The 21,192-nt window shown below is 45.7% G+C and carries 18 protein-coding genes, 1 tRNA gene and 1 pseudogene; 14 read left to right on the top strand and 6 right to left on the bottom strand.

Annotation, left to right across the window (positions count from 1 at the left end; translation table 11 throughout):
- Positions 1-72 precede the first annotated feature (72 nt).
- The 4 genes and pseudogenes from QUA57_RS16890 to QUA57_RS16905 all read right to left on the bottom strand — a co-directional run.
- A pseudogene (locus QUA57_RS16890) lies at positions 73-216 on the bottom strand (phycoerythrobilin:ferredoxin oxidoreductase); the annotation flags it as partial.
- A 12-nt stretch (positions 217-228) separates the two neighbouring features.
- The gene (locus tag QUA57_RS16895) at positions 229-567 is read right to left on the bottom strand and encodes a hypothetical protein (RefSeq protein WP_333062301.1); all 339 of its coding nucleotides are present in this window, start codon (positions 565-567) and stop codon (positions 229-231) included.
- A gap of 239 nt (positions 568-806) precedes the next feature.
- A complete protein-coding gene (locus tag QUA57_RS16900; RefSeq protein WP_333062302.1) occupies positions 807-1,463 on the bottom strand; it encodes a HEAT repeat domain-containing protein in 657 nt (218 codons plus the stop codon).
- A gap of 295 nt (positions 1,464-1,758) precedes the next feature.
- Complete coding sequence (locus QUA57_RS16905) at positions 1,759-2,661, bottom strand: phosphodiester glycosidase family protein (protein ID WP_333062303.1); 903 nt, start codon at positions 2,659-2,661, stop codon at positions 1,759-1,761.
- Positions 2,662-2,678: 17 nt separating this feature from the next.
- Between QUA57_RS16905 and QUA57_RS16910 the strand changes: the two genes are divergently transcribed.
- Positions 2,679-3,542 (top strand): pentapeptide repeat-containing protein, encoded by an 864-nt coding sequence (locus QUA57_RS16910; RefSeq protein ID WP_333062305.1) that lies wholly within the window; start codon positions 2,679-2,681, stop codon positions 3,540-3,542.
- A gap of 291 nt (positions 3,543-3,833) precedes the next feature.
- Here the strand turns inward: QUA57_RS16910 and QUA57_RS16915 are convergent.
- Positions 3,834-3,918 (bottom strand) — tRNA-Ser (locus QUA57_RS16915).
- A 214-nt stretch (positions 3,919-4,132) separates the two neighbouring features.
- Between QUA57_RS16915 and QUA57_RS16920 the strand changes: the two genes are divergently transcribed.
- The 9 genes from QUA57_RS16920 (at position 4,133) to moeB (ending at position 11,752) form a co-directional block, all read left to right on the top strand.
- On the top strand, positions 4,133-4,501 hold the full coding sequence (locus QUA57_RS16920) for a 2Fe-2S iron-sulfur cluster-binding protein (RefSeq protein ID WP_333040827.1): 369 nt from the start codon (positions 4,133-4,135) through the stop codon (positions 4,499-4,501).
- Between the two features lie 34 nt (positions 4,502-4,535).
- Positions 4,536-5,051 (top strand): thermonuclease family protein, encoded by a 516-nt coding sequence (locus QUA57_RS16925; RefSeq protein ID WP_333062307.1) that lies wholly within the window; start codon positions 4,536-4,538, stop codon positions 5,049-5,051.
- Positions 5,052-5,224: 173 nt separating this feature from the next.
- On the top strand, positions 5,225-6,040 hold the full coding sequence (locus QUA57_RS16930; RefSeq protein WP_333062308.1) for an inositol monophosphatase family protein: 816 nt from the start codon (positions 5,225-5,227) through the stop codon (positions 6,038-6,040).
- A gap of 101 nt (positions 6,041-6,141) precedes the next feature.
- A complete protein-coding gene (locus QUA57_RS16935; RefSeq protein WP_333040833.1) occupies positions 6,142-7,038 on the top strand; it encodes a DnaJ domain-containing protein in 897 nt (298 codons plus the stop codon).
- A gap of 458 nt (positions 7,039-7,496) precedes the next feature.
- Positions 7,497-8,732 carry an ATP phosphoribosyltransferase regulatory subunit gene (locus QUA57_RS16940; RefSeq protein WP_333062309.1) on the top strand — a complete coding sequence of 412 codons (1,236 nt, stop codon included), beginning with the start codon at positions 7,497-7,499 and terminating at the stop codon, positions 8,730-8,732.
- A 144-nt stretch (positions 8,733-8,876) separates the two neighbouring features.
- Positions 8,877-9,104, top strand: a complete 228-nt coding sequence (locus tag QUA57_RS16945; RefSeq protein ID WP_006635695.1) for an indolepyruvate ferredoxin oxidoreductase subunit alpha — start codon at positions 8,877-8,879, stop codon at positions 9,102-9,104.
- Between the two features lie 181 nt (positions 9,105-9,285).
- Positions 9,286-9,897 (top strand): Uma2 family endonuclease, encoded by a 612-nt coding sequence (locus QUA57_RS16950; RefSeq protein ID WP_333062311.1) that lies wholly within the window; start codon positions 9,286-9,288, stop codon positions 9,895-9,897.
- 123 nt (positions 9,898-10,020) lie between these two features.
- Complete coding sequence (locus tag QUA57_RS16955; protein ID WP_333062312.1) at positions 10,021-10,500, top strand: M67 family metallopeptidase; 480 nt, start codon at positions 10,021-10,023, stop codon at positions 10,498-10,500.
- Positions 10,501-10,579: 79 nt separating this feature from the next.
- Complete coding sequence (gene moeB / locus QUA57_RS16960; protein ID WP_333062313.1) at positions 10,580-11,752, top strand: molybdopterin-synthase adenylyltransferase MoeB; 1,173 nt, start codon at positions 10,580-10,582, stop codon at positions 11,750-11,752.
- A 211-nt stretch (positions 11,753-11,963) separates the two neighbouring features.
- Here moeB and alaS read toward each other — a convergent pair whose 3' ends face one another.
- Positions 11,964-14,615, bottom strand: coding sequence for an alanine--tRNA ligase (gene alaS, locus QUA57_RS16965; RefSeq protein WP_333062314.1), 2,652 nt, complete (start codon positions 14,613-14,615; stop codon positions 11,964-11,966).
- A gap of 1,130 nt (positions 14,616-15,745) precedes the next feature.
- On the opposite strand from alaS, the gene QUA57_RS16970 reads away from it, so the two are divergent.
- From QUA57_RS16970 to QUA57_RS16985, 4 genes are read left to right on the top strand one after another with little or no spacing between them, the layout of a single operon-like run.
- On the top strand, positions 15,746-16,354 hold the full coding sequence (locus QUA57_RS16970) for a hypothetical protein (RefSeq protein WP_333062315.1): 609 nt from the start codon (positions 15,746-15,748) through the stop codon (positions 16,352-16,354).
- 6 nt (positions 16,355-16,360) lie between these two features.
- Positions 16,361-19,075 carry an OmpA family protein gene (locus tag QUA57_RS16975; protein WP_333062317.1) on the top strand — a complete coding sequence of 905 codons (2,715 nt, stop codon included), beginning with the start codon at positions 16,361-16,363 and terminating at the stop codon, positions 19,073-19,075.
- Between the two features lie 2 nt (positions 19,076-19,077).
- Positions 19,078-19,614 carry a Rab family GTPase gene (locus QUA57_RS16980; protein WP_333062319.1) on the top strand — a complete coding sequence of 179 codons (537 nt, stop codon included), beginning with the start codon at positions 19,078-19,080 and terminating at the stop codon, positions 19,612-19,614.
- Entirely contained in the window at positions 19,611-21,167 is a 1,557-nt protein-coding gene (locus QUA57_RS16985; RefSeq protein WP_333062321.1) for a PAS domain-containing sensor histidine kinase, read from the top strand. The genes QUA57_RS16980 and QUA57_RS16985 overlap by 4 nt, the downstream gene beginning before the upstream one ends.
- Positions 21,168-21,192: the final 25 nt, after the last annotated feature.

The raw sequence follows: 21,192 nt of genomic DNA on the forward strand, positions 1-21,192 counted from the left end.
ATTTTTTTCTAATTAACTATTTTTATCGATTTTATCATGATCTTACCTCTGTCTCACATTTATTTGAAATGACTATAAATGGCCACCCGGCAGTGTTACCCCATCCGCGCCAGAAAACGGCAAATCAAAGTTAAGATGCGGGAATATCACAAAATTGAGAACTTGCAAGCTGCTGCCGTCTTGAGCGTGAGCCACCCCAAACTGCTGCAAATTCCGGGATGCAAAAGCCTAACTGGTAGTTACGATTTCCTGAGTTTGTTTTTTTCCTTTGCCGACTGTAGCTTGCTTGAGTTCAAACCCTTGTGGAATCTGGTAATACTGTAAGTCTAACGGATTTTTAATTTTAGGGATCGCCGCATCTAAAAAAGCCTGATCAAGAGTGATATCGATTTGAGATTTCACCGTCCTCAATCCACAGGTTGATAGTAAAAAATCAAGTTTTTTTCCGGTCAATTTGAGATTTGAGATTTGAGATTTTACATAATCAATCGAGAGGTTTGTAGTCATGACTAAAGTTCTTAAGGCGAACTTGTTTTTTTGAGAAATATATGTAAACTTAGCGGTCATCGCGAGTTCGCGGTTACAGCTAAAGGCACAGCATCTTCAAACAAAAATTTCTCAAGAAATTTGTCAGCCAATTCGTGACCGAAATAACTGCTAAACAATCCCCAAGCCTGCTCTCTGTCTGCACTGTATCCGTAACATTGATAAATTGGGGATGGGCAGCGCGATCGGGCTAATCTAGGGGCGGGTTTAAGAGTTTAAGGGCAGCTACCAATGTCTGCTGGATCTTGTAAGCCCTTGTTTTACAGCGAAGCTTCCAAAGTCGCACCTGCAACCCGATGATCTCGATCTTTTGCCAAATAGCTCACAGCAGCGCGAGCTTGAGGATTGTCAAATTTGCTCAGCGCGCGAGCAACTCGCAGCCGAATTCCCCAGTAATCCGCGCTCACAAGAGGTAATAATTGCTGCAAAGCCTCTTCTTGCTTCTGGGTATTGGCCAGCAGACCAAATCCGTCAATTGCTGCTTCCTGAACTGGTAAATCTGCGCCACCAAGACCGATCGCACAAATTTCAAATATTGCATCAGGACACTGCATTTCGTAGAGTGGAGCCATGATACTGCGGCGGACGAGCCAATTGTCATCGCGGCGAAAAGCTTCGACTAAATGAGAAATTGCCTCGGTTCCGAACCTTGACAAAGAGTTAGCGGCTTCTGCTCGCACGTTCGGATCGCGATCGAACTGCATCATTTTTAACAGCGCCGCAAAAGCTTCCGCAGTTTGAATCTGCCGCAATCCCATCGCCACGAACGATCGCACCATAAACTCGCGATCGTCCACTTTGCTCAGCAACATCGGTAGCGCCACCGCAGAATCGCACTTTCTCAGAGCCGTTACCCCCCGCAGCCTCTCTTGAGAATCCGAACTTTGCAGCGCTGCTTGGATTTCGCTAATTTTCATAAGCCAATTATATATTTTTGTTACGTTTCTTTACAATTTTAGCAATTATTCCTGGATTTTGGGCAGATTAAAAAAAATTCACTGCTGAATAAGAAAATTTTTGGGTATTTAAGCGAAGTTTTGTATTAGGAATGAAGGCAATCATTACCCTATTTATTTGAGTATGCGAAGGCATAATTTATTTTTTTTAATAGGTTTTAATAGCAAGTTTTTTACAAGCCGCGGCTTGGGCGCAGTGCACAATATAATCATTTTAAACCCCCAATTTTCGTAGATTAAAGCGCAATTTAAAACCCTAATTCTCCCGCGCATAAAATCCCAAATGATTGGAAATTCGACGTTCCTGCATCGGGATTTTGTTCTGAATCGGAGCATTCAACAGTTTCGGCCCTGACCGCGATGCTACTGCAAAAGTTACCGACCCGCCGCCATCTAAATTTAGCACTGTCTCGGCTCCCAACTGCATCGAAATCTCAGTTATTTCGCTCAATTTCAGCCCTTCACTGTAAAGCCTCTGCTTGCCGTCTACCAGAATTAACCACAACTTGTCGCCTGTTTTGTCGATCGCCGCGACTGCACGGGGATATGGTTTATCCTGTTTGCGTTCTTCCTGACTTTGTGCTACAGTTTTGCCATTTTTCACCAGCAAAGTATCTCCGGCAACTGCATAGGCTGTTCCCGCAGGACAAGTGCCGTTTTCGATTATTTGAGCGCGGTTTTTGGCATCAAAACAAAGGGCTGGAAAGGCTAGGTCTGGTTGAGAATAAGCTTGGCTTTTGGCAATGGCTTGTCCGACATTATTTACTCGATCGCCACTGCGAGGATAGTAATTCCAAGGTGCTTGCTCGATGCAGGGATAAAAAAAATTGCCGTTAACTGCTAATTGCAATTTAAATTCTTTCAGGAATTGAGTAGCGGTGCGGGCATTGGTTTCTGTTAAATCGGCTGTTGGGTTTCCGGGAGTAACAAAAATTCCTATTCCCGGCGCTTTTAGGTCGATGCTAACAATGTGAATTAGGGTGGGACGCGGATTAGTCCGAAATTCCCTGCGGTAGGCTATTCCCTGAAATAGCGATCGGGCTTCGTTTGTTTGTTGGGGACGCAAAAAGTAGGGAATGTTGTAAAGTAGTATTGGTGCAAGCAATATTCCGAGACCGAGAATATGCCAAATTTGTTTGATCGTGGGTCGATAAGTCATACCATTTTAGATTTGAGATGGGGGACGGGAACACTGACAGGTTTATATATTTTCAAGCATCCTGTACTAATGTGAAGTATTCGGGTTCCAATAATTTTAGCAATCAAATTTTACGAAATCGATCGTTCCAAGGACAAGTTCTTAACGGTGCTGATTTCAGCGGTGCGGATGTTCGAGGGTGCAATTTTAGAAATGCTCAGTTAGCGGGTGCGAATTTTCTCGGTGCAAAAATAGGGCTTTCTAGGCGACAGATAGCTGTTTTAAGTGCTGGGGCGATCGCGATTTGTTTGGTTGTGGGCGATGTTCTGACTCGACTGATTTTGGGAGCTCAAGGACAAGTACCGGGCTCTGGCAGTTGGCCTTTTGTTCTGTTGCTGTACGGCGTTTTGAGCGCTGCTGGTTTCGCTTCGGCGATCGCCAGCAAACAGCCAAAAACCTCAAAAGCGGGTAGATTGGCACAAACAATTTCTGCTATTCTATCAGGAGCTTTGTTGGGTTTTTTCTATGCTGGCACTGCAACTAATAATAATTCCCAGGCTGCTATTGCTGGAATGGCGATCGGCGGGGTGTTAATGTTTTTTGTGAGTTCCCGGATTCATAGCGAATTTGCACAGGTGGCGATCGTATCGGCTGGAAGTGTGGCGACTTACGCAGCGGCTTTTTTGTTCAGTGCAACGGCGAGCGCTTTTCTGAGCACTCACAACCTGTTTTGGGGTATGTGTTTCGGTTTGCTGTCGCTGCTGTATCTTTGGTTTGCGTTTGTGTCTTTCTCGGCTATTGTTCGAGAGATTGGAAATGCTGAGGGTACTTCCTTCAGAGGGGCAAATCTCGCTGATGCTAAGTTCGATATAAATTACCTCAATCTAAAATCTAAAATTTAAAATCTAAAATTACCCGACTGATATTCAAACAGCAATTGAGCCAGCAGAAAGCGATGCTTTGCTGCAAACGGTGGCGAGTGGTGTAGGAGCGTCACTATGGTTTTCTAGTATTGGCATTATATCGGGGCGTGTTTTTCCCCCCGATCGCCCTAAATTACAATCAAACATTGAAAAGCGATCGCCCTTGATTTTTCTAAAAGAATTCCAGGGCGATCGATCTAATCAAAGTATTTATCTCATATCAGAGATTTTTTTTGCAAGCTGTTTTTTTTGCCTAAACAGCTTGTTTAACGGAGAGGGAGGGATTCGAACCCTCGTTAAGTTGCCCTAAACACACTTTCCAGGCGTGCGCCTTCAACCGCTCGGCCACCTCTCCAGGGCTAAATTCATTCATTTAGCCACAGCTAAACTATCTTAGCAGAACAAATCTGATTTGGGAAGGGGTAACGGCATAAATTTGCTGTTTAATATGGGTAGGGTGTGAAACGGGCAGGCTTGGGTTCTCCTGTCTGGGTCGCAAACCCATTCATTTCAAGGATCTTGCCCCGCCCACCCCAATCTAAAATCTAAAATCTAAAATCTAAAATTCCATGACTAACTCTTACACAATTAAAATTCATAACAGACAGACAGGCGATCGCCACACCGTGCGAGTACCCGAAGACCGCTACATCCTCCAAAGCGCCGAAAACCAAGGAGTAGAATTGCCCTTTTCCTGCCGCAACGGCGCTTGTACCGCCTGTGCGGTGCGCGTCAATTCGGGGGAACTGCACCAGCCAGAAGCAATGGGGCTTTCTGTGGAACTGCAAAAAGAAGGTTATGCCCTGCTGTGCGTCAGCTATCCCCGTTCCAACATTGAGGTAGAGACGCAAGACGAAGACGAAGTGTACGAACTGCAATTCGGTCGTTACTTCGGCAAAGGTAAAGTTAAAGCCGGTTTGCCGTTGGATGAAGAATAAGGCAATTTGATAAATTATCAACTACCAATTATCCATGCTTTATCGGTTATGTGCGATCGCCCTTTGTCTGTTGTTAGCTAGCTGCCAAAAACCAGAAATGCCCCAAGGTACGATCGCCAAAGTAGAAAGGGCCATCAGCGGGCAAACAATCGAAGTTATCAGTACAGCCGACAAAATAGCCTTATTAGAACAAATCAGGCTGATTGGTATTGATGCGCCGGATTTAAAACAGCAGCCTTGGGGAGAAGCAGCCAAACAAAGACTAGAACAGCTAACTAGGGGAAAACAGGTATTGTTAGAATCCGACATCGAAGAGAAAGACCAGTTCGATCGCAAACTAGCCTACTTGTGGCAAGATAAAAATTTGCTCAACGAACAGCTAATCAAAGAAGGTTATGCTCTGGCCTCAGTGCGATCGCCCAACACCAAATATCAACAGCGACTCATCAACGCTCAAGAATGGGCGAGACTGATGGGTAAAGGTCTGTGGAATCCAGAACGAGCTTTGCGCCAAACTCCTGCAGAATTTCGCCAGCAAAATCGGAAATAGTCAGTAGTCATTAGTCATTAGTTAATGAATAAAAACTCCTCAGTTATAACTAACAACTAATGAGCAATGATTTCATTCTTCCTTCTTCCTGCTTCCTTCTTCCTTCGTGTCATAAGCGTCTTCGCGGTTCGTACTTCCTTCTTCCTTCTTCCTTCTGCTATAACAACTAACAAATGACTGACAATAAACTGCAAAACTTCTTAGAAATAGCCACCGAAGCAGCCCTAGCCGCCGGTTCCGTCCTGCAATCTTTCTGCGGAAAACTAGAAAAAATTCAAGAAAAAGGCCGATCGGGCGATTTAGTCACAGAAGCCGACAAAGCCTCAGAAGCCGTCATCTTAGAAATTCTGAGTCGCCACGTACCCGACCACGCCATCCTCGCCGAAGAATCCGGCAAATTAGGGGATGCCAGCAGCAAATACCTGTGGGCGATCGACCCTTTGGACGGCACAACCAATTTTGCTCACCAATATCCTTTTTGGGCCGTGTCGATCGGACTTTTAATCGACGGAATACCACAAATGGGAGTAATTTACGACCCTTTGCATAACGAATTGTTTCGGGCAGGCAAAGGATTGGGAGCAACTTGCAACCGGTCGCCGATCGAAGTTTCTCAAATCCCAGAATTGAGAACCAGCTTGCTAGTCAGTGGCTTTGCATACGATCGGCGCGAAACAGCAGACAATAATTATGCCGAATTCTGTCACCTCACCCACCTCACCCAAGGCGTGCGGCGCAGCGGTTCGGCATCCCTAGACCTGGCACACCTCGCAATGGGCCGATCGGACGGATATTGGGAACGGGGACTCGCCCCTTGGGACGTAGCAGCCGGTGTAGTCATCGTCTCCGAAGCCGGAGGTCAAATTACAGCTTATGACGGCAGTGCCTTTGAGATGAACTCGGGTCGGATTTTGGCCACAAACGGCAAAATACACGCCGAACTCAGCAGCGCACTGCTAGCAGTTCCTCCCTTATCTTCTTGGAAGTAGCGCCTCCCAGCAATAGATCGGGGGTAGTACGGGGGTCACAACCCCTTGACTCAAGCTACATTAAAGAATAGTGAAAAGCCAGGAAAGGAAGAGTAAAAGTTATGTCTTTTGAAATGACAAAAGGGCTGTTCAAGTATGACTTTACAGATCAGCACGCAATTTTGGGAATTCCCTTAGACGCCGAGTTTAACGACATCCGCAAGCGCTACATGAAAATCGCCCGCCGATTGCATTCGGATACTTGCTCTTTTGAAAGCCAAGCCGATAAAGATTGGGCTAACCAATTTTTGTCAAAAGTAGTCAATCCGGCTTACAACAAATTCTCCAAGGAAAGCGATCGCAAAGAATACAGCCTGCTATTAGGAGCCATCGGCAAGCGCGTTGTTAAAGAACAGGCGAAAATGCAAATTGAAAGCGAAGCAGCCAAACAGTTAGCTACCGCTAAAGATTGGGAAGAAGCTTACAAAACAGCAGTTAGCAAACTCGCTCTCAAGCAGTACGAATCAGTTAAGGAAACGCAAGAGGCGATTAATCAAATTAGCGAACTCAACATGGTTTACCTGCTGCGAAAAGAGCGCCAAGCCCCAACCGACCTAAAAAAAACAGACCCCCCAACCCCAACCCCAACTCCAACCCCAACCCCAACCCCAACCCCAACCCCAACTCCGGCAACAGGCTCGCCGGCCGAAGCCTATTGCCGCCGAGCTCAAGGATTCATGGACAGCAAAAGTTACGCCAAAGCAATTATAGAGTTGAAAGAAGGCGTGAAACGCGATCCGAAACACAGCAAGACCCACGCTTTGTTAGCAATGTGTTACGTTGAACAAAATCAAGCCACAATGGCAAAACTTGAGATGAACAAAGCTTTGGCATCAAATCCTGAAGAACCGACGGCTTTGGAGGTTAAGAAAAAGCTGGAACAAGCTTCCGCAAAGGCAAAAAAAGGTGACGAGAAACCAGGATTTTTTGCAAGTTTGTTTGGCGGGAAGAAGAAGTGAGAAGTTGTGATTTGTGAGTCTTGAATTTTGAGAAAATGGTGAACTGCACAGCATTGGAGTGAGATAGATCAAAACAATCAAGACTTGGTGAGATCAAATCCGGTGACATCGGAATTATACCGTCAGTGCGATCGTCCCGGGAGATCGGGTGATCCAGAAAGAGCGGGACGATCGCACTGACCGGGAAAATGATTATTCCCATGCAAACCAAAACGCTATCACGCCTTCATTTGTTAAAGTCGAAGATTAAGCTTGCCTGCTTCGACTTTAACACCGTCCCTAAAGCTAAGCTTCTAAGCCCAATCTAAAATCTAAAATCTAAAATCTAAAATTGATATGACACCTTAATTTGTTAAAGTCAAATGTTAAGCTTGCCTCGTTAGACTTTAACACCGTCCATAAAGCTAAGCTTCTAAGCCCAATCTAAAATCTTCTAAAGTCTAAAATCTAAAATTGATATGGTTCACCAACCCCCATCCGGCGCAAGAGATTTATTGCCCCTTGACGTTGCTCAAAAAATTTCGATCGAACGGCGCTTACAGCAAGTTTTTCACCGCTGGGGCTACCACCGGATTATTACCTCTACTCTAGAAAGGCTGGAGACATTGATGGCTGGGGGCGCGATCGACCGATCGACCTTAATTCAACTGCAAGACGCCGAGGATGGAGAACTTGGTTTGCGGCCGGAATTGACAGCATCCATCGCCCGGGCGGCTGCAATGCGAATGGCCGGGACTCGCTGGCAGCCTCAGCGCCTCTACTACAACGCTAACGTGTTCCGCAAAGGCCCAGATACTGGCTCAGGCGGGCAACAAGAGTTCTATCAAGCTGGCGTAGAGCTGCTCGGCGCGGGGGGGACGGTTGCGGATGCGGAAGTGCTGCTGCTGCTGTCTGAGTGCTTGCAGAGCTTGGGAATTGATGACTGGCATTTGGTTTTGGGAGAAGCGGGCTTGACTGCAAGATTGCTGGAACCGTTTCCGCCAAATGTGCGCCAAAAAGTTCGGGGGGCGATAGCCAATCTCGATCGAATTGCCTTGGAAACTTTGCCGCTGTCAACCGAATTGCGAGAAAGAGCTCTGCTGTTATTTGACTTGCGCGGCCGCCCAGAAGAGGTGTTGCCAATTGTTGCCAAACTAGATTTAGATCTGCCACAGCAAGCCGCGTTAAATAATCTCAAATCGGCGATCGAATTGCTGCACCAATGCCAGTCAAAAATTCCCAATCTCAAATCCCACATTCACCTCGATTTGAGTTTAATTCAAACATTTGACTACTACACTGGAATTGTGTTTGAAGTTGTCAGCAGCAGCAAGACAGGACAGCGAGTTTTAGGACAAGGGGGACGCTACGACCAACTGTTGGGACTGTTCGATCCGCAAGGGCAAAATTCCCCCGGCATCGGGTTTTGTCTGAATATTGAAGATTTGCATCAAGTGTTGCTGACAGAGGGGCAATTGCCCACCCAGACGCCAGCTAGCGACTGGTTGGTTGTGGCTCAAACTCCTGAAGCTAGTGCAGCCGCGTTTGCTTACGCTCGCAAACTCCGAGACTCTACTCACTTAGTTCGGGTAGAAATAGATTTAGAGAGTAGAGAGACAGCAGAGTCGGCGCGGGAATACGCGCGCGATCGACGTATTGCTCAAATTGCTTGGGTAAATGCCGAAGGATTGCCAACAATTGAAACGGTAAATTAGGCTAATTGGTAATTGGTAATTAGTAGTTGGTAATTGGTTAAAAATCACCCGATATGATATTATGTATCCTGCTGATTGATAGAAGGTTTTGCCAATTACTAATTGCTAATTCCCTATCTACCTAAAATGTTTTGAGAGAACACTATGGCACACACTATTGTTACGAATATTTGCGAAGGAATTGCTGATTGCGTCGGCGCTTGTCCGGTTGCTTGCATTCACCCCGGCCCTGGCAAAAATGTCAAGGGTACTGATTGGTTTTGGATTGATTTTGATACCTGCATTGACTGTGGCATTTGTTTGCAGGTGTGTCCTGTCGAAGGTGCGATCGTTCCAGATGAACGACCTGAGTTGCAGCAAACACCCTCTTAATTGCAACTTGATTGCAATTGAGGCCTAGATAGCTACATTAACTAAAAGGTAAGGTGCGCGACCAGGCGCACCCTACAGTAACTTTTTTATGAACCGCAGAGGCCGCAGAGGACACAGAGAAGAAGGGTGAGAAATATTGGAAAAATATAACGTTTAGATATCTAAGTGCAGGTAATTAATTATGTTACTTTTAGATCCAAAAACTCTCGAACCGGCTACAGAACAGCGCATTATTTTATATGATGTGAGTTGGGCTCACTACGAGCAGCTTTCTGATATGTTTGTCGATGAATTCCCCAGGATGACATACTTGGAAGGAACGTTAGAAATTATCATGACGACTTCGCCCGAACACGAAAGGCTCAAAAAAGTTATTGCCCGGTTGATAGAAACCTATGCGGTTGAAAGACTAATTAATCTCAACGGTTACGGAAGTGCTACGTTTCGCCGCGAAGTTGTGAGACGGGGTGCGGAACCAGACGAGTGTTACTGTTTAGGTTTACTTGCAGAAGTCCCGGATATTGTGATAGAAATTGCTTTGACTAGCGGCGGTGTTGACAAGTTGGATGTGTATCGAGGTTTGCAGGTTCCTGAAGTCTGGTTCTGGGCTAACGATCAATTTTCTCTTTACCGCTTGCGGGAGTTGGGTTATGAGTTAATTTCGAGGAGTGAATTTTTGCCTGAGTTAGACTTTTCTGTATTGAGTCAATATGTAGGATATGTTAACCAAACTGAAGCTGTTATTGCTTATAGAACTGTTTTGCAAACAGCTACAGGAATGTCAAATCAATAGACATCTCCCGAAAAGCCAGTATTGAACAGGCAAGATGCCTGTTCCACAATTAAAAAAAAGCCCGTGAAGCGTAGCTATCCCGCAGGGAATCGCACTTTACAAAAAAAACTACAATAAAATCCTATGCAGCCGATCGCACTTTCCGACTCTCACATTTTATCCATGCGTACCCACGCCGAAAGCGCTTATCCTGAAGAATGCTGCGGTTTGTTGCTCGGTCGAGTTACTAGCGATGTTAAAACTGTGGTAGAAGTTTGGCCAACTGACAATGCTTGGAGTGCGGAAGCTGAGGAGAATTGGCCTGAACAAAAAGGATTGACAGAAAGACGCAGATATGCTATCCGACCCGAAGATATGTTGCGGGCGATGAAACATGGGCGCGATCGCAGTCTGGATATTATCGGTATATATCATTCTCACACGGATTGTCCCGCAGTGCCCTCAGAGTGCGATCGGACATTGGCGTGGGCCGAATACTCTTACATCATTGTGTCAGTCCGACAAGGCTGTTCGGAAGACCTCCGCAGTTGGAGTCTTGACGGAGAGGGGAATTTTCAAGCAGAGGAAATTCTCGCACAGGAACCGACTGAGATTAAGAAATAATTAGTAAAAATAACAAACACGTAAAAATGCGAAAGATTCAGATAGGATATAATTCAAAATCTGCGCTACACACAATATCATGCTAAATCCTAATCTGGACGAGATCCAGCTCAACAAACAAGAATACGAACGCTACTCTCGCCACCTGATCCTGCCAGAAGTTGGATTGGATGGGCAAAAGCGTCTCAAAGCTGCCAGCGTGCTCTGCATCGGTACGGGAGGTCTCGGTTCGCCGCTGCTGCTGTATTTAGCAGCCGCCGGTGTTGGCCGCATTGGGATTGTAGACTTTGATGTTGTAGACCATTCCAATTTGCAGCGGCAAGTAATTCACGGCACTTCTTGGGTTGGGAAACCGAAGATTGAGTCGGCTAAAAATCGGATTTTAGAAATTAATCCTTTTTGTCAAGTAGATTTGTACGAAACTCGCGTTAGTTCCGAAAATGCGATCGACATTGCCACTCCTTACGATATCATTATCGACGGTACGGACAATTTCCCTACTCGCTATTTGATGAACGACGTTTGCGTGCTTTTAAACAAGCCCAACGTCTACGGTTCTATCTTCCGATTTGAAGGGCAAGCAACAGTTTTCAACTACGAAGGTGGCCCGAATTACCGCGATTTGTACCCGGAACCCCCGCCTCCTGGGATGGTTCCTTCTTGTGCCGAAGGCGGCGTTTTAGGCGTTTTGTGCGGAGTGGTTGGTTCTATCCAAGCAACGGAAGCTATCAAGATTATCTTGGGTCAAGGCACTACTTTGAGCGGCAGACTGTTGCTTTACAATGCCTTAGAGATGACGTTCCGGCAATTGAAACTGCGGCCTAATCCAGTGCGTCCGGTAATTGAAAAGTTAATCGATTACGAACAATTCTGCGGCATTCCTCAAGCAAAAGCCCAGGAAGCAAGTCAGCAAACGCAAATTCCTGAGATGACTGTCACGCAACTTAAGGAGTTAATCGACAGCGGCGCGAAGGATTTTGTATTGTTGGATGTTCGCAATCCCAATGAGTATCAAATTTGTCAAATTCCTGGGTCGGTTTTGGTTCCTTTGCCGGATATCGAACAGGGCGCAGGTGTCGCCAAGGTCAAGGAATTGGTGAACGGCCACCGCTTGATTGCACACTGCAAAATGGGCGGACGTTCTGCGAAGGCTTTGGGGATTTTGAAGGAAGCGGGAATTGAGGGGATTAATGTTAAGGGCGGGATTACTGCTTGGAGTGAAGAAGTAGACCCATCTGTACCTCAATATTAAGCTCAATCTTTTTCTGGGGCGGGTTTAGCTAATATCAGGAGATACAAGCGAGTAGACTGTGGTAATTAGTGTCAAATTACGCTGAAAAAGCTTTGTATCTTTCGTTCACAGCCGAGTCGAGAACCCTCTAAATTCCCCTTTTTTAAGGGGAATTTGACCTTTAGTAGTGAAGCAGGACACGGCATTGCCGTGTCCCTACAAAAAACGCAGATTAACCCAACCCTTCAACTAACAAATTCCGAGCACTTTCCAACGCTTCCTGCAACTTACTTGCATCGCGTCCCCCAGCTTGCGCCAAATTAGGTCGCCCGCCGCCTTTTCCGCCGCAAATTTGAGCAATTCCCCCGATAAACTTGCCAGCTTGCAATCCTTTTTTATTGACTTCAGGACTAAAAGCAGCCACCAAACTTACCTTATCCGGTTCAGGAATTGAGGCCAAAACAACCGCAGCATTTCCTAACTTTTGCTGCAATCTTTCCGCCGCAGTTTTCAGCGCTTCCGTATCCACATCACCCAATTGAGCTACAATGATTTTGAATTCACCTATCGCCTCAGCCGCACTCAGCAACTGGTCGGATTTCGCGATCGCCAATTCCGACTTCACAGCAGCCAAATGTTTCTGAGTATCCTTCAACTCATTCTGCAAATTAGTAATCCGGTTCGGCAATTCTTCAGGCTTCGCCTTAAATCGATCGCCCAAATCGCGCACCACCTTATCCCGCACGTTCAAATAGTCCAAAACAGCTTGACCCGAAACCGCTTCAATCCTGCGAGTTCCCGCCGCTACCCCGGCTTCGGAAACAATCTTAAACAGCCCGATTTCTGCGGTATTGCTGACGTGAGTCCCGCCGCACAATTCCATCGAAACGCCGGGAAAATCGATCACCCGCACCACATCGCCGTACTTCTCGCCAAACATCGCAGTCGCGCCTTTTTCTCTCGCAAGGGCGATCGGCATTTCTGCAACGACCGCAGCGTGCGCCTCCGCAATCCAACTATTAACTAAATCCTCAATTTTCTGCAACTCTTCTGCTGTGACAGCGCGCGGAGAATTGAAATCAAACCGCAATCTTTCTGACGATACCAGCGAACCAGCTTGCGAAATCGAATCGTCCACAATTTTCCGCAAAGCTGATTGTAATAAGTGAGTTGCTGTGTGGTTAGCCTGAATTCGGCGGCGACCGCTGTTGTCAATTTTCGCAGTAATACTATCGCCAACTCTCAGCGTTCCCCGTTCCACCAAGCCGAAATGCACGAAGAAATCCGATTCCTTCTTCACATCCTCAACTCTCACCAACAAACCCTCACCATTATCTCCGCTTTTCAAATAACCTTTATCCCCAATTTGTCCGCCGGATTCTGCATAAAACGGCGTTTGGTTCAAAACAACTTGTACCTCGGTACCGGCGGCTGCTTCTTCCACAGATTTGCCGTCAACCAAGATAACTTCCACCTCAGCTAAACTCGACAATTCAGCATAACCGACAAACTCAGTTCCCTGGATTGTTTCAGCCAACTTATCCAAAGAACCCTGCACGGTCAAATCGATTGTTTGCCGAGCATCTTTAGCGCGAGTTTGCTGTTCCTTCATTGCCCTTTCAAATCCCTCCAAATCCACAGTTATTCCCTGTTCCTCAGCAATTTCTTGAGTCAGTTCTAAGGGGAAACCGTAGGTATCGTAAAGAGTGAAAGCATCTTGACCGCTGATTTGTTGGTTGGTTTGCTGTTTTGTACGATCGACAATTTCCTCCAGCAGCTTCTCTCCGCGTTCCAAAGTCTTGAGAAACTGCGCCTCTTCCCTTGCCAATTCCGCCTTAATTTGAGCTTCCCGCGCTCGCACGTTCGGATAAGCTGCTTCCGAAAGGGCGATCGCACTTTCAGCCACCCGCACCGTAAATTCGCCCTGAATTCCAATCAGCCGCCCGTGGCGCACCACCCGGCGAATCAACCGGCGCAAAATGTAACCCCGACCAACATTCGACGCGCGAATTTCGTCCGCAATCATGTGCACCACAGCCCGAATATGATCGCCAATTACTTTCAGCGAAACCTTGACTTTTTCATCGCTATTGTGGTAATCAATCCCGGCAATTTCTGCGGCCGATTGAATGATCGGAAAAATCAAATCTGTTTCGTAATTATTGGGGACTTTCTGGAGGATTTGCGCCATCCGTTCCAGTCCCATGCCAGTATCAATATTTTGATTTTGCAGCGGTGTTAAATTGCCCTCTGCATCTTTATTGTACTGCATGAAAACTAGGTTGTAGAACTCAATAAACCTGCTATCATCTTCGAGGTCAATATTGTCGCCTCTCTCTGGGTGGAAATCATAGTAAATCTCCGAACACGGGCCGCAGGGGCCAGTCGGGCCGGATTGCCAGAAATTGTCATCTTCTCCCATGCGCTGAATCCGATCGCCCGGAATGCCAATTTCATCGCGCCAAATCGCAAAAGCTTCGTCATCTTCTCGGAAAACGCTAACAACCAAATTCGACGCTGGTAAACCGAAAACTTCCGTCGAAAGTTCCCACGCCCAGGCGATCGCCTGTTTCTTGAAATAATCCCCGAAACTGAAGTTACCCAACATCTCAAAAAACGTGTGGTGGCGGGCGGTGCGGCCGACGTTTTCGATGTCGTTAGTGCGGATGCACTTTTGAGAAGTCGTGGCGCGCGGTGATTCGGCGGCGCGCTGTCCGAGAAATATCGGCTTGAATTGTAGCATTCCGGCGATCGTCAGCAACACCGTCGGATCTTCGGGCACCAAAGAAGCACTCGGCAATATCTTATGTCCCCGCTGAGCATAAAAGTCGAGGAATGTTTGGCGGATTTGGCTGCCACTGAGAAACTTAGGAGAAATAGACATGACAAAAACACTTAAGTATGTAAAGATGTAGCAACAATAGAATTTATAGGACTTACGCACGGGTGTCCAGAAACCCAGTTTTTAAACCAAAATACTTGCTTAAAATCCTCAATCTGGGTAGAAAAACCCGGTTTCTTCGTTACGAGTGCGTGAGTGCTAACTTACATCTATTTGGAGATTCATATCATTATACTTAGTAATGTAAAGACCTATCAAGTTTTGCAAATAGTGCTTTACTCCTCCGAAAGGCCATGCTAACTTAATAATAGACACCGGGACAGAAAGAGAAAGGAGGTCGCTATATTTAGAAAGAAAGTTCAAGGATATAGGCATGGTGTCTCCGGTCTAGATTCCCAGGCGCAGCAGAAATTAACCGAACACAACTTGGAATAGTGGCGAACTGCCGATCGAGCAGTCAAGCCAAACCGCAGTCAAGTAAGACTTAGTTGTCGTTGCTGATTAAAAGTAAAGCTGCACAAGTTGTAAACCCTAGTAAGTAACAGTTCTCAATCGGAAACACATCTCGTTTGTTAGAAAAAACAAAGTTCTCATATTATTGGGTCTGATCGCTGTCGATCGGGCCCTATGAATTTTTGGGCGATCGCATCAGGAGAGGGTTTGAGGGGGAGTGAGAGAGAGGGGCTGAGTTCGACTGTATAAGTGCTTTCTGCTCAAAGGCTACATCCCTCAGAGTCGATCGGCGAGCGATCTGTGCAGCTTTTGAGTTATATATTATATATAATAGGACCTGGGCGCCCGCCCCCGCCCGCTTTTTGCCTGGGATCAAGCGCTGTGGTATGAGGCACTGTCAAGATGCGATATCATTGAAGATGTCAGTACAAGACATTAAAATCTACCCCGCTGTCCTGTATAGCAGCAAATCTACGCTTCTCTGAGCTTGCTGCAAGCCAAGGATAGCCAACCGCCATTTTTGGTGACAAGACCAGGCTCAAAAATTTGAATCTCAGGATATTTAGAGTCAAGACTCTAAAAAATCCCATCCCCGAGGCAGGGGTAAGAGTTCAAAAAAAAAAGCCCGCCCACTCAAAAAAGCTAGTGCCGCCAACAACGGTAGTAAATCACTAGCACACTTCTTAAACTCACAATCTGCGGAAATTCTAGGTACAAGCATGGCCGAAATAACTAAAGAAGAAATGCGCGAACGGCTGGGAAATATTGACCAGATCCGGGATATAATTTTTGGAGCGCAGCTTAGAGAATACGACAATCGCTTCGATAAAATAGATTCCGACTTGTCGATGATGCAGCAAGATATGCAAGCTCGCATCGAACAAGTAAAAACAGTTCTTTCGGGAGAAATGAGGGCTGCGGTTGATTCGTTAGAAAAGAAAGTTAAATCGCTCAGCTCAAACACCCAAGAAGAAAGCGCAGACATCCGTCAGCAAGTCGATCGCGTTAACCGAAAATTCTCCAGCAGCATTGAAGCCCTCGACGAGGCTATTGACAATCAAACCCGTTCGCTTCGCGACGAACTCTCCCAAACCAGAGAACGACTATCTGAAGAAACCCGCACTTTGAAAACACAGGTTTTTGAAGAACTAGATCGTCGCTTTTCTATGCTCAGAGATGTTAAAGTTTCTAGAGACGACATGGCAGAAATTCTGTTTGAACTCGGTATGAGGCTCAAAGGAACAGAATTTGTACCAGAACTTAAAGGCGTTGCGGATAATAAGTTAAATACCGAATTTCTGTTGCCGGAGCGCCACCATAACGGATAATAACGCATGGCTTTACCGAAAGAAAATCCGGCTGACGAAAATGAGTTAGAGGGTTTTGTTTCTCAACCTGACGAGTCTGCTGCCGATGCAGCAACCCAGCTAGAACCCTTGCTTAATCTGTTAGTCGATCTCAAAATTATTGCAGGTTCCAACCAGCAAAATGCAGAGCCCGAAGATGACAGCAGTGGCGAAAATAATCAAGCTGGGGCCCTCGGCGGGTTGATGGATTTGTTAGGTATTTCTGAACAAGCGCCAGAGGAAGTTGCAGCGAGTGTAACCGAAACTGGCGATCGCACACCTGAGTCTGGCGATTCTCCGCCTGTTGCAGACGAGTTCAAAAGTTTGCTATTCGCTACTCACAAACTCAACACTTCAGAACTGGAAAAAGACTATTCCTCAGCTAAAACTATAGATGTTTCCGCGATCGCCCAGCCGGATTTGGAGGAGGAATCAAAGCCTGTCGAGGAATTGTCTAACTTGACAATGAAAGATTCTCTACAGGAAGTACAGGCTCAAAAATCCCACGGGTTCGATCGGCAACAAGATATTTCCCCTCCCGAAACCGAGTCAAAATCCTCGGAAATTCCCGATAATCCCATAGTTTCCACAGTCTCAGACTCACCAGAAACAGCAGATTTAGATCCGGTGGTTGCTTCGCTTCAATCGATGCCAAACTTGGTAGAACAGCCGACACCGATATCGCAGCCAGGAGAAATATTAGGCCAAATTAAACAGGATTTAAATGAAGCCGACAGCGCGATGGAAAGGCTGCAAAATCTGATGTTCGGATCGCAAATCTCGGATATCGAGCAAGTGAAAAGTCTGCTGGCAGAAAACGATTTGCCGGGGGTGCGCCACCTGATGGCAACAATCGACGATAAATTAGGAAAATTGGAGCACCAAATCTACGAGCCCCAAGAGTTGATTGAGTTGATGCTGCCTTGGATCGCAGAAATTCTCAGCCGTAAAATTGCCGATTCCAGAGAAGAAGTTGTCAAGGCGATCGTCCCAATTATTGACGAAGTGATTAGGGCAAAAACTCACGAAAACAAGTCGGCAATGAGTGCGGCAATAGCTGAGCTGCTTCCCGACGCACTTGCTCAACAAATAGTGAATTCGCCAGCGGAAATTGCCAAGGCGATCGCCCCAGAAATCGGTCTGGCAATTAAAGAGCAAATTCGCCTCGACCAAGAGTCGATCGCTCAAGCCCTTGCACCGGAAATGGGCAAAGCGATTACAGCCCAAATTGAACTCGAACGCGACTCTATGGTGGATGCCCTCTATCCCGTAATTGGTAGCACAATTTCCCGATACATGGCAGAAGCTATCAAAACAATCAATGAAAAAGTGTCAAATGCCATCAGCGTCGAAGGATTCCAGAGAAAAATTCGCTCCAAAGTACAAGGAGTCTCCGAAGCCGAATTAATCCTCAAAGAATCAGTACCCTTTACCGTCCAAGCAGCCTTCTTAATTCACAAAGCATCAGGCTTGATAATTTCCGAATTTCAAAACTCAGAAAGCTACCAGTTAGAATCAGAAATGGTAGCAGGAATGCTCACAGCTATTCGCAGCTTTGTTAACGAGTGCATCGTGCGGCCGGGAGAATCTTCCGAACTAAATCAAATTGAATACGGCGACTCAAAAATTCTGCTAGAAGTAGCGGGATATTGCTACATGGCCGTCGTGATTAAAGGAGAACCGCCAAACTTGTTCATCCAAAAAATACGACAAACCGTTAGTAATCTCATCCTTCATTACGCTAAAGTAATTCACGAGTTTAACGGCGACCCCGATACTATACCGGAGTCGCTCCACCCGTGTATAAAAACTTTATTCGACCCGCTACAAACGGAAAAATCAACAAAACCCCCGATCGCTCTAGCTGCTATCAGTTTAGCCGCCTTGAGCTTAATCTTAGTACCTTGGGGAATTTATCAGTACCGCAGCAGTGTTGAGCGCCGCCTCGAAGCAAATGCCATCGCAGCTTTAGCATCCACTCCCGAATTAGCAGTTTACCGCTTAGATGTGGCAGTTGATGGCAAAACTTTAAAGCTAAGCGGAAAGTTGCCAAATCAAGAATTGCGGGCACAAGCAGAAAAAATAGCCGCATCAACTGCACCAAAATTGCAATTAGATAATAGAATTATAGCTGTAGATGTTCCCCCTGATCCAGTTTTGACGGCGGCTGAGGTGCAGCGGATTACCGCCGTTTTGAACCAGAGAGAGGGCGTTTCTATTTCTACGCGGTATGGCGATCGCAAACTTACAGTAGAGGGCCGAGTTAGAGACGGTGCAGACGCACAGAAAATAGCTCAGTCCCTGAAGCAAATTCCCGGTGTTCAGTCGGTCATCAGTACGATTAAATTAGAGCCGCTGAAGATTACAACCCGCATCTACTTCGAGCAAGGAACGACAAAATTAGACTCAACAGATGAAGAAATCATCGCCAGTGTCAAAAAATTCATGGATCAATATCCTCAAAAACAGATTAAGATAATTGGGCACAGCGATCGAAGTGGAGAAATTGCTACAAATCAACTGTTGTCGCTCAGGCGTGCCGCAGCCGTGCGAGATGCTTTAGTGCGGCAAGGTGCTGATCCAAAGCGCCTCCAAACGGTTGGCATCCCCCATCCTCCTGCCGACGTGGAACCCAACCAACCGCGAATTTTAAGCAGGTGCGTGCTATTTGAACCCATAACTAAGACCATAAACACTAAATAATTATGTCAGTTACTATAGCTAAAAAAATGTGTATGATCGGCGATTTTGGCGTGGGCAAAACCAGCCTGATCCGCCGTTTTGTCGATCGGCAATTCAGCGACCAATACCTCTCCACCGTGGGAGTAAAAATTTCTCGCAAAAACGTAGAATTAGAAGGCGTAAAACAGCGGGAAAACGTGACTGCACAGTTGCTGATTTGGGACTTAGAAGGGCATACAAAATTCAAAGGAATAGCACCGACTTACTTGCAGGGAGCTAGCGGCGTTTTAATCGTTGCCGATGTCAGTCGCTCCGAAACAGTTGAGCGAATCTCCGAACACATTCAGCTTTTTTCTTCAGTCAACCCTAAAGGCTCAATTATCGTCGCTTTGAACAAAGTAGACTTGATTGACGAGGAAAAATTGGCGCTGCTAGTGGAAATATCCCATTCCATAAGTAAAGACAAAGTAATAGCAGTGTGCACGACATCTGCTAAAACAGGCAAAGACGTTGATGAAATTTTCTACAAACTAGCTTACACAATGGTAGAACAAGTATGAATCCACTGTTAAGAAAACTGTTAGGCCCGCGACAAACACAGTATTTTGTAGTTAATCACCATTTTATCATTGAGGCAACCTCCCCCGAAGTGCATCATTATGCCGATACTCCGGGCGACGCTATACCCGGTGCAGATGCTCGCCTGAGTTTTCCCGAACTGATTGGCATTGAAAATATTCTCATGTCTATCATTATGGGACGGCTGCCGGGTTTTGAAGTCAAAGGTATCGCTCGGTTTCCCGACCCGAACCGCCCTTTGTACTTTGATATGTTGGCTATCAAATATGAAGAAGAACAAGAAGATTTGCCAAGTAAATTGCTAATTTTGATTGAAGATACCACCGAAAAGATGGTGATGAAGCAATCGTTGATTCAGAGGGCGAATGAAGCTAATCTTTTGGTTAGTGCCTTAGCCGCTTCTAAAGATTATATAGATAAAGTTATTCGTTCGATGGGCGATGCTTTGTTGGTGACAACAACATTAGGAACTATCAAAACAATTAATCAATCGGCACAATGGTTATTTGGCTATAGCGAAGCAGAATTAATCGGCAACCCCCTCTCCCTAATAGTAGTAGAAGAAAAATTAATTTACCAAGCTCGCCACCGCTATATTTTGTCTCATAAAGAGCTGCGTAGAGAACTAGAAATAGTCTGCACTACTAAAGCAGGAGAAGAAATTTGGGTAGAATTTTCCTGTTCGGCAATTCAGACAGAATTAGAGGGACTTTACGATTTCATTTATATAGGCAGGGACATCACAGAACGCAAACAAGAAGAAATAGAAATTCGCCGCTCTTTGGCAAAAGAGCAAGAACTCCGACAGGTAAAATCTCGTTTTTTCTCGATGATCGCTCACGAATTCGGCAATCCTTTAAATACAATATTATTTGCTACTAAAATCCTCCAAGACTACGGCGACGAAATCACCCACGAGGAAAAACAACAATACCTGCAACACGTTAAATCCGCATCTAAACACATGGCTCAGCTATTAGATGACGTGCGGTTGCTCAGCAGCGCCGAAGCAGGAAAACTCGAATTCTATCCCGCACCAGTTGACTTAAAAAACTTTTGCAGTGAGTTAGTAGAATCAATTAAAATTAGTTATGGAAAAAATCATACAATTAACTTTATTTATCAAGAATTAGTTACGCCGCCGCAAAAAAATGATAACGAGTCGCAGGAAACGCAACAGTTGTTCGCACTCGATCCAAAATTGCTGCGACACATCTTGACAAATTTGCTGTCAAATGCTGTTAAATATTCGCCCCTCGGCAGCCATATTTATTTTGAATTAAATTGTCAGAATAATGAAGAAGCTATATTTAAAATTAAAGACGCAGGCATTGGCATTCCTATTGAAGACCAAGAACAACTGTTTGAATCTTATTACCGAGCCCAAAATGTCGGAAAAATACCCGGTACAGGACTGGGTTTATCCATAGTTAAGCAGTGTGTAGACTTGCACGGAGGTCAAATCGAATTTTCCAGCGAGATAGGGTTAGGCACTACCTTTACAGTCAGAATTCCATTTGAGAAACAGAGATAAATAAATTAATTTTAGATAATTTGAG

The sequence above is a fragment of the Microcoleus sp. Pol7_B2 genome, from assembly GCF_036701035.1.
In the GTDB taxonomy this organism is placed as follows: domain Bacteria; phylum Cyanobacteriota; class Cyanobacteriia; order Cyanobacteriales; family Microcoleaceae; genus Microcoleus.

Coding starts and splice junctions, on each gene's coding strand:
- QUA57_RS16895 (WP_333062301.1), bottom strand. CDS start 567: ATGACCGCTAAGTTTACATATATTTCTCAAAAAAACAAGTTCGCCTTA.
- QUA57_RS16900 (WP_333062302.1), bottom strand. CDS start 1,463: ATGAAAATTAGCGAAATCCAAGCAGCGCTGCAAAGTTCGGATTCTCAA.
- QUA57_RS16905 (WP_333062303.1), bottom strand. CDS start 2,661: ATGACTTATCGACCCACGATCAAACAAATTTGGCATATTCTCGGTCTC.
- QUA57_RS16910 (WP_333062305.1), top strand. CDS start 2,679: ATGGGGGACGGGAACACTGACAGGTTTATATATTTTCAAGCATCCTGT.
- QUA57_RS16920 (WP_333040827.1), top strand. CDS start 4,133: ATGACTAACTCTTACACAATTAAAATTCATAACAGACAGACAGGCGAT.
- QUA57_RS16925 (WP_333062307.1), top strand. CDS start 4,536: ATGCTTTATCGGTTATGTGCGATCGCCCTTTGTCTGTTGTTAGCTAGC.
- QUA57_RS16930 (WP_333062308.1), top strand. CDS start 5,225: ATGACTGACAATAAACTGCAAAACTTCTTAGAAATAGCCACCGAAGCA.
- QUA57_RS16935 (WP_333040833.1), top strand. CDS start 6,142: ATGTCTTTTGAAATGACAAAAGGGCTGTTCAAGTATGACTTTACAGAT.
- QUA57_RS16940 (WP_333062309.1), top strand. CDS start 7,497: ATGGTTCACCAACCCCCATCCGGCGCAAGAGATTTATTGCCCCTTGAC.
- QUA57_RS16945 (WP_006635695.1), top strand. CDS start 8,877: ATGGCACACACTATTGTTACGAATATTTGCGAAGGAATTGCTGATTGC.
- QUA57_RS16950 (WP_333062311.1), top strand. CDS start 9,286: ATGTTACTTTTAGATCCAAAAACTCTCGAACCGGCTACAGAACAGCGC.
- QUA57_RS16955 (WP_333062312.1), top strand. CDS start 10,021: ATGCAGCCGATCGCACTTTCCGACTCTCACATTTTATCCATGCGTACC.
- moeB (WP_333062313.1), top strand. CDS start 10,580: ATGCTAAATCCTAATCTGGACGAGATCCAGCTCAACAAACAAGAATAC.
- alaS (WP_333062314.1), bottom strand. CDS start 14,615: ATGTCTATTTCTCCTAAGTTTCTCAGTGGCAGCCAAATCCGCCAAACA.
- QUA57_RS16970 (WP_333062315.1), top strand. CDS start 15,746: ATGGCCGAAATAACTAAAGAAGAAATGCGCGAACGGCTGGGAAATATT.
- QUA57_RS16975 (WP_333062317.1), top strand. CDS start 16,361: ATGGCTTTACCGAAAGAAAATCCGGCTGACGAAAATGAGTTAGAGGGT.
- QUA57_RS16980 (WP_333062319.1), top strand. CDS start 19,078: ATGTCAGTTACTATAGCTAAAAAAATGTGTATGATCGGCGATTTTGGC.
- QUA57_RS16985 (WP_333062321.1), top strand. CDS start 19,611: ATGAATCCACTGTTAAGAAAACTGTTAGGCCCGCGACAAACACAGTAT.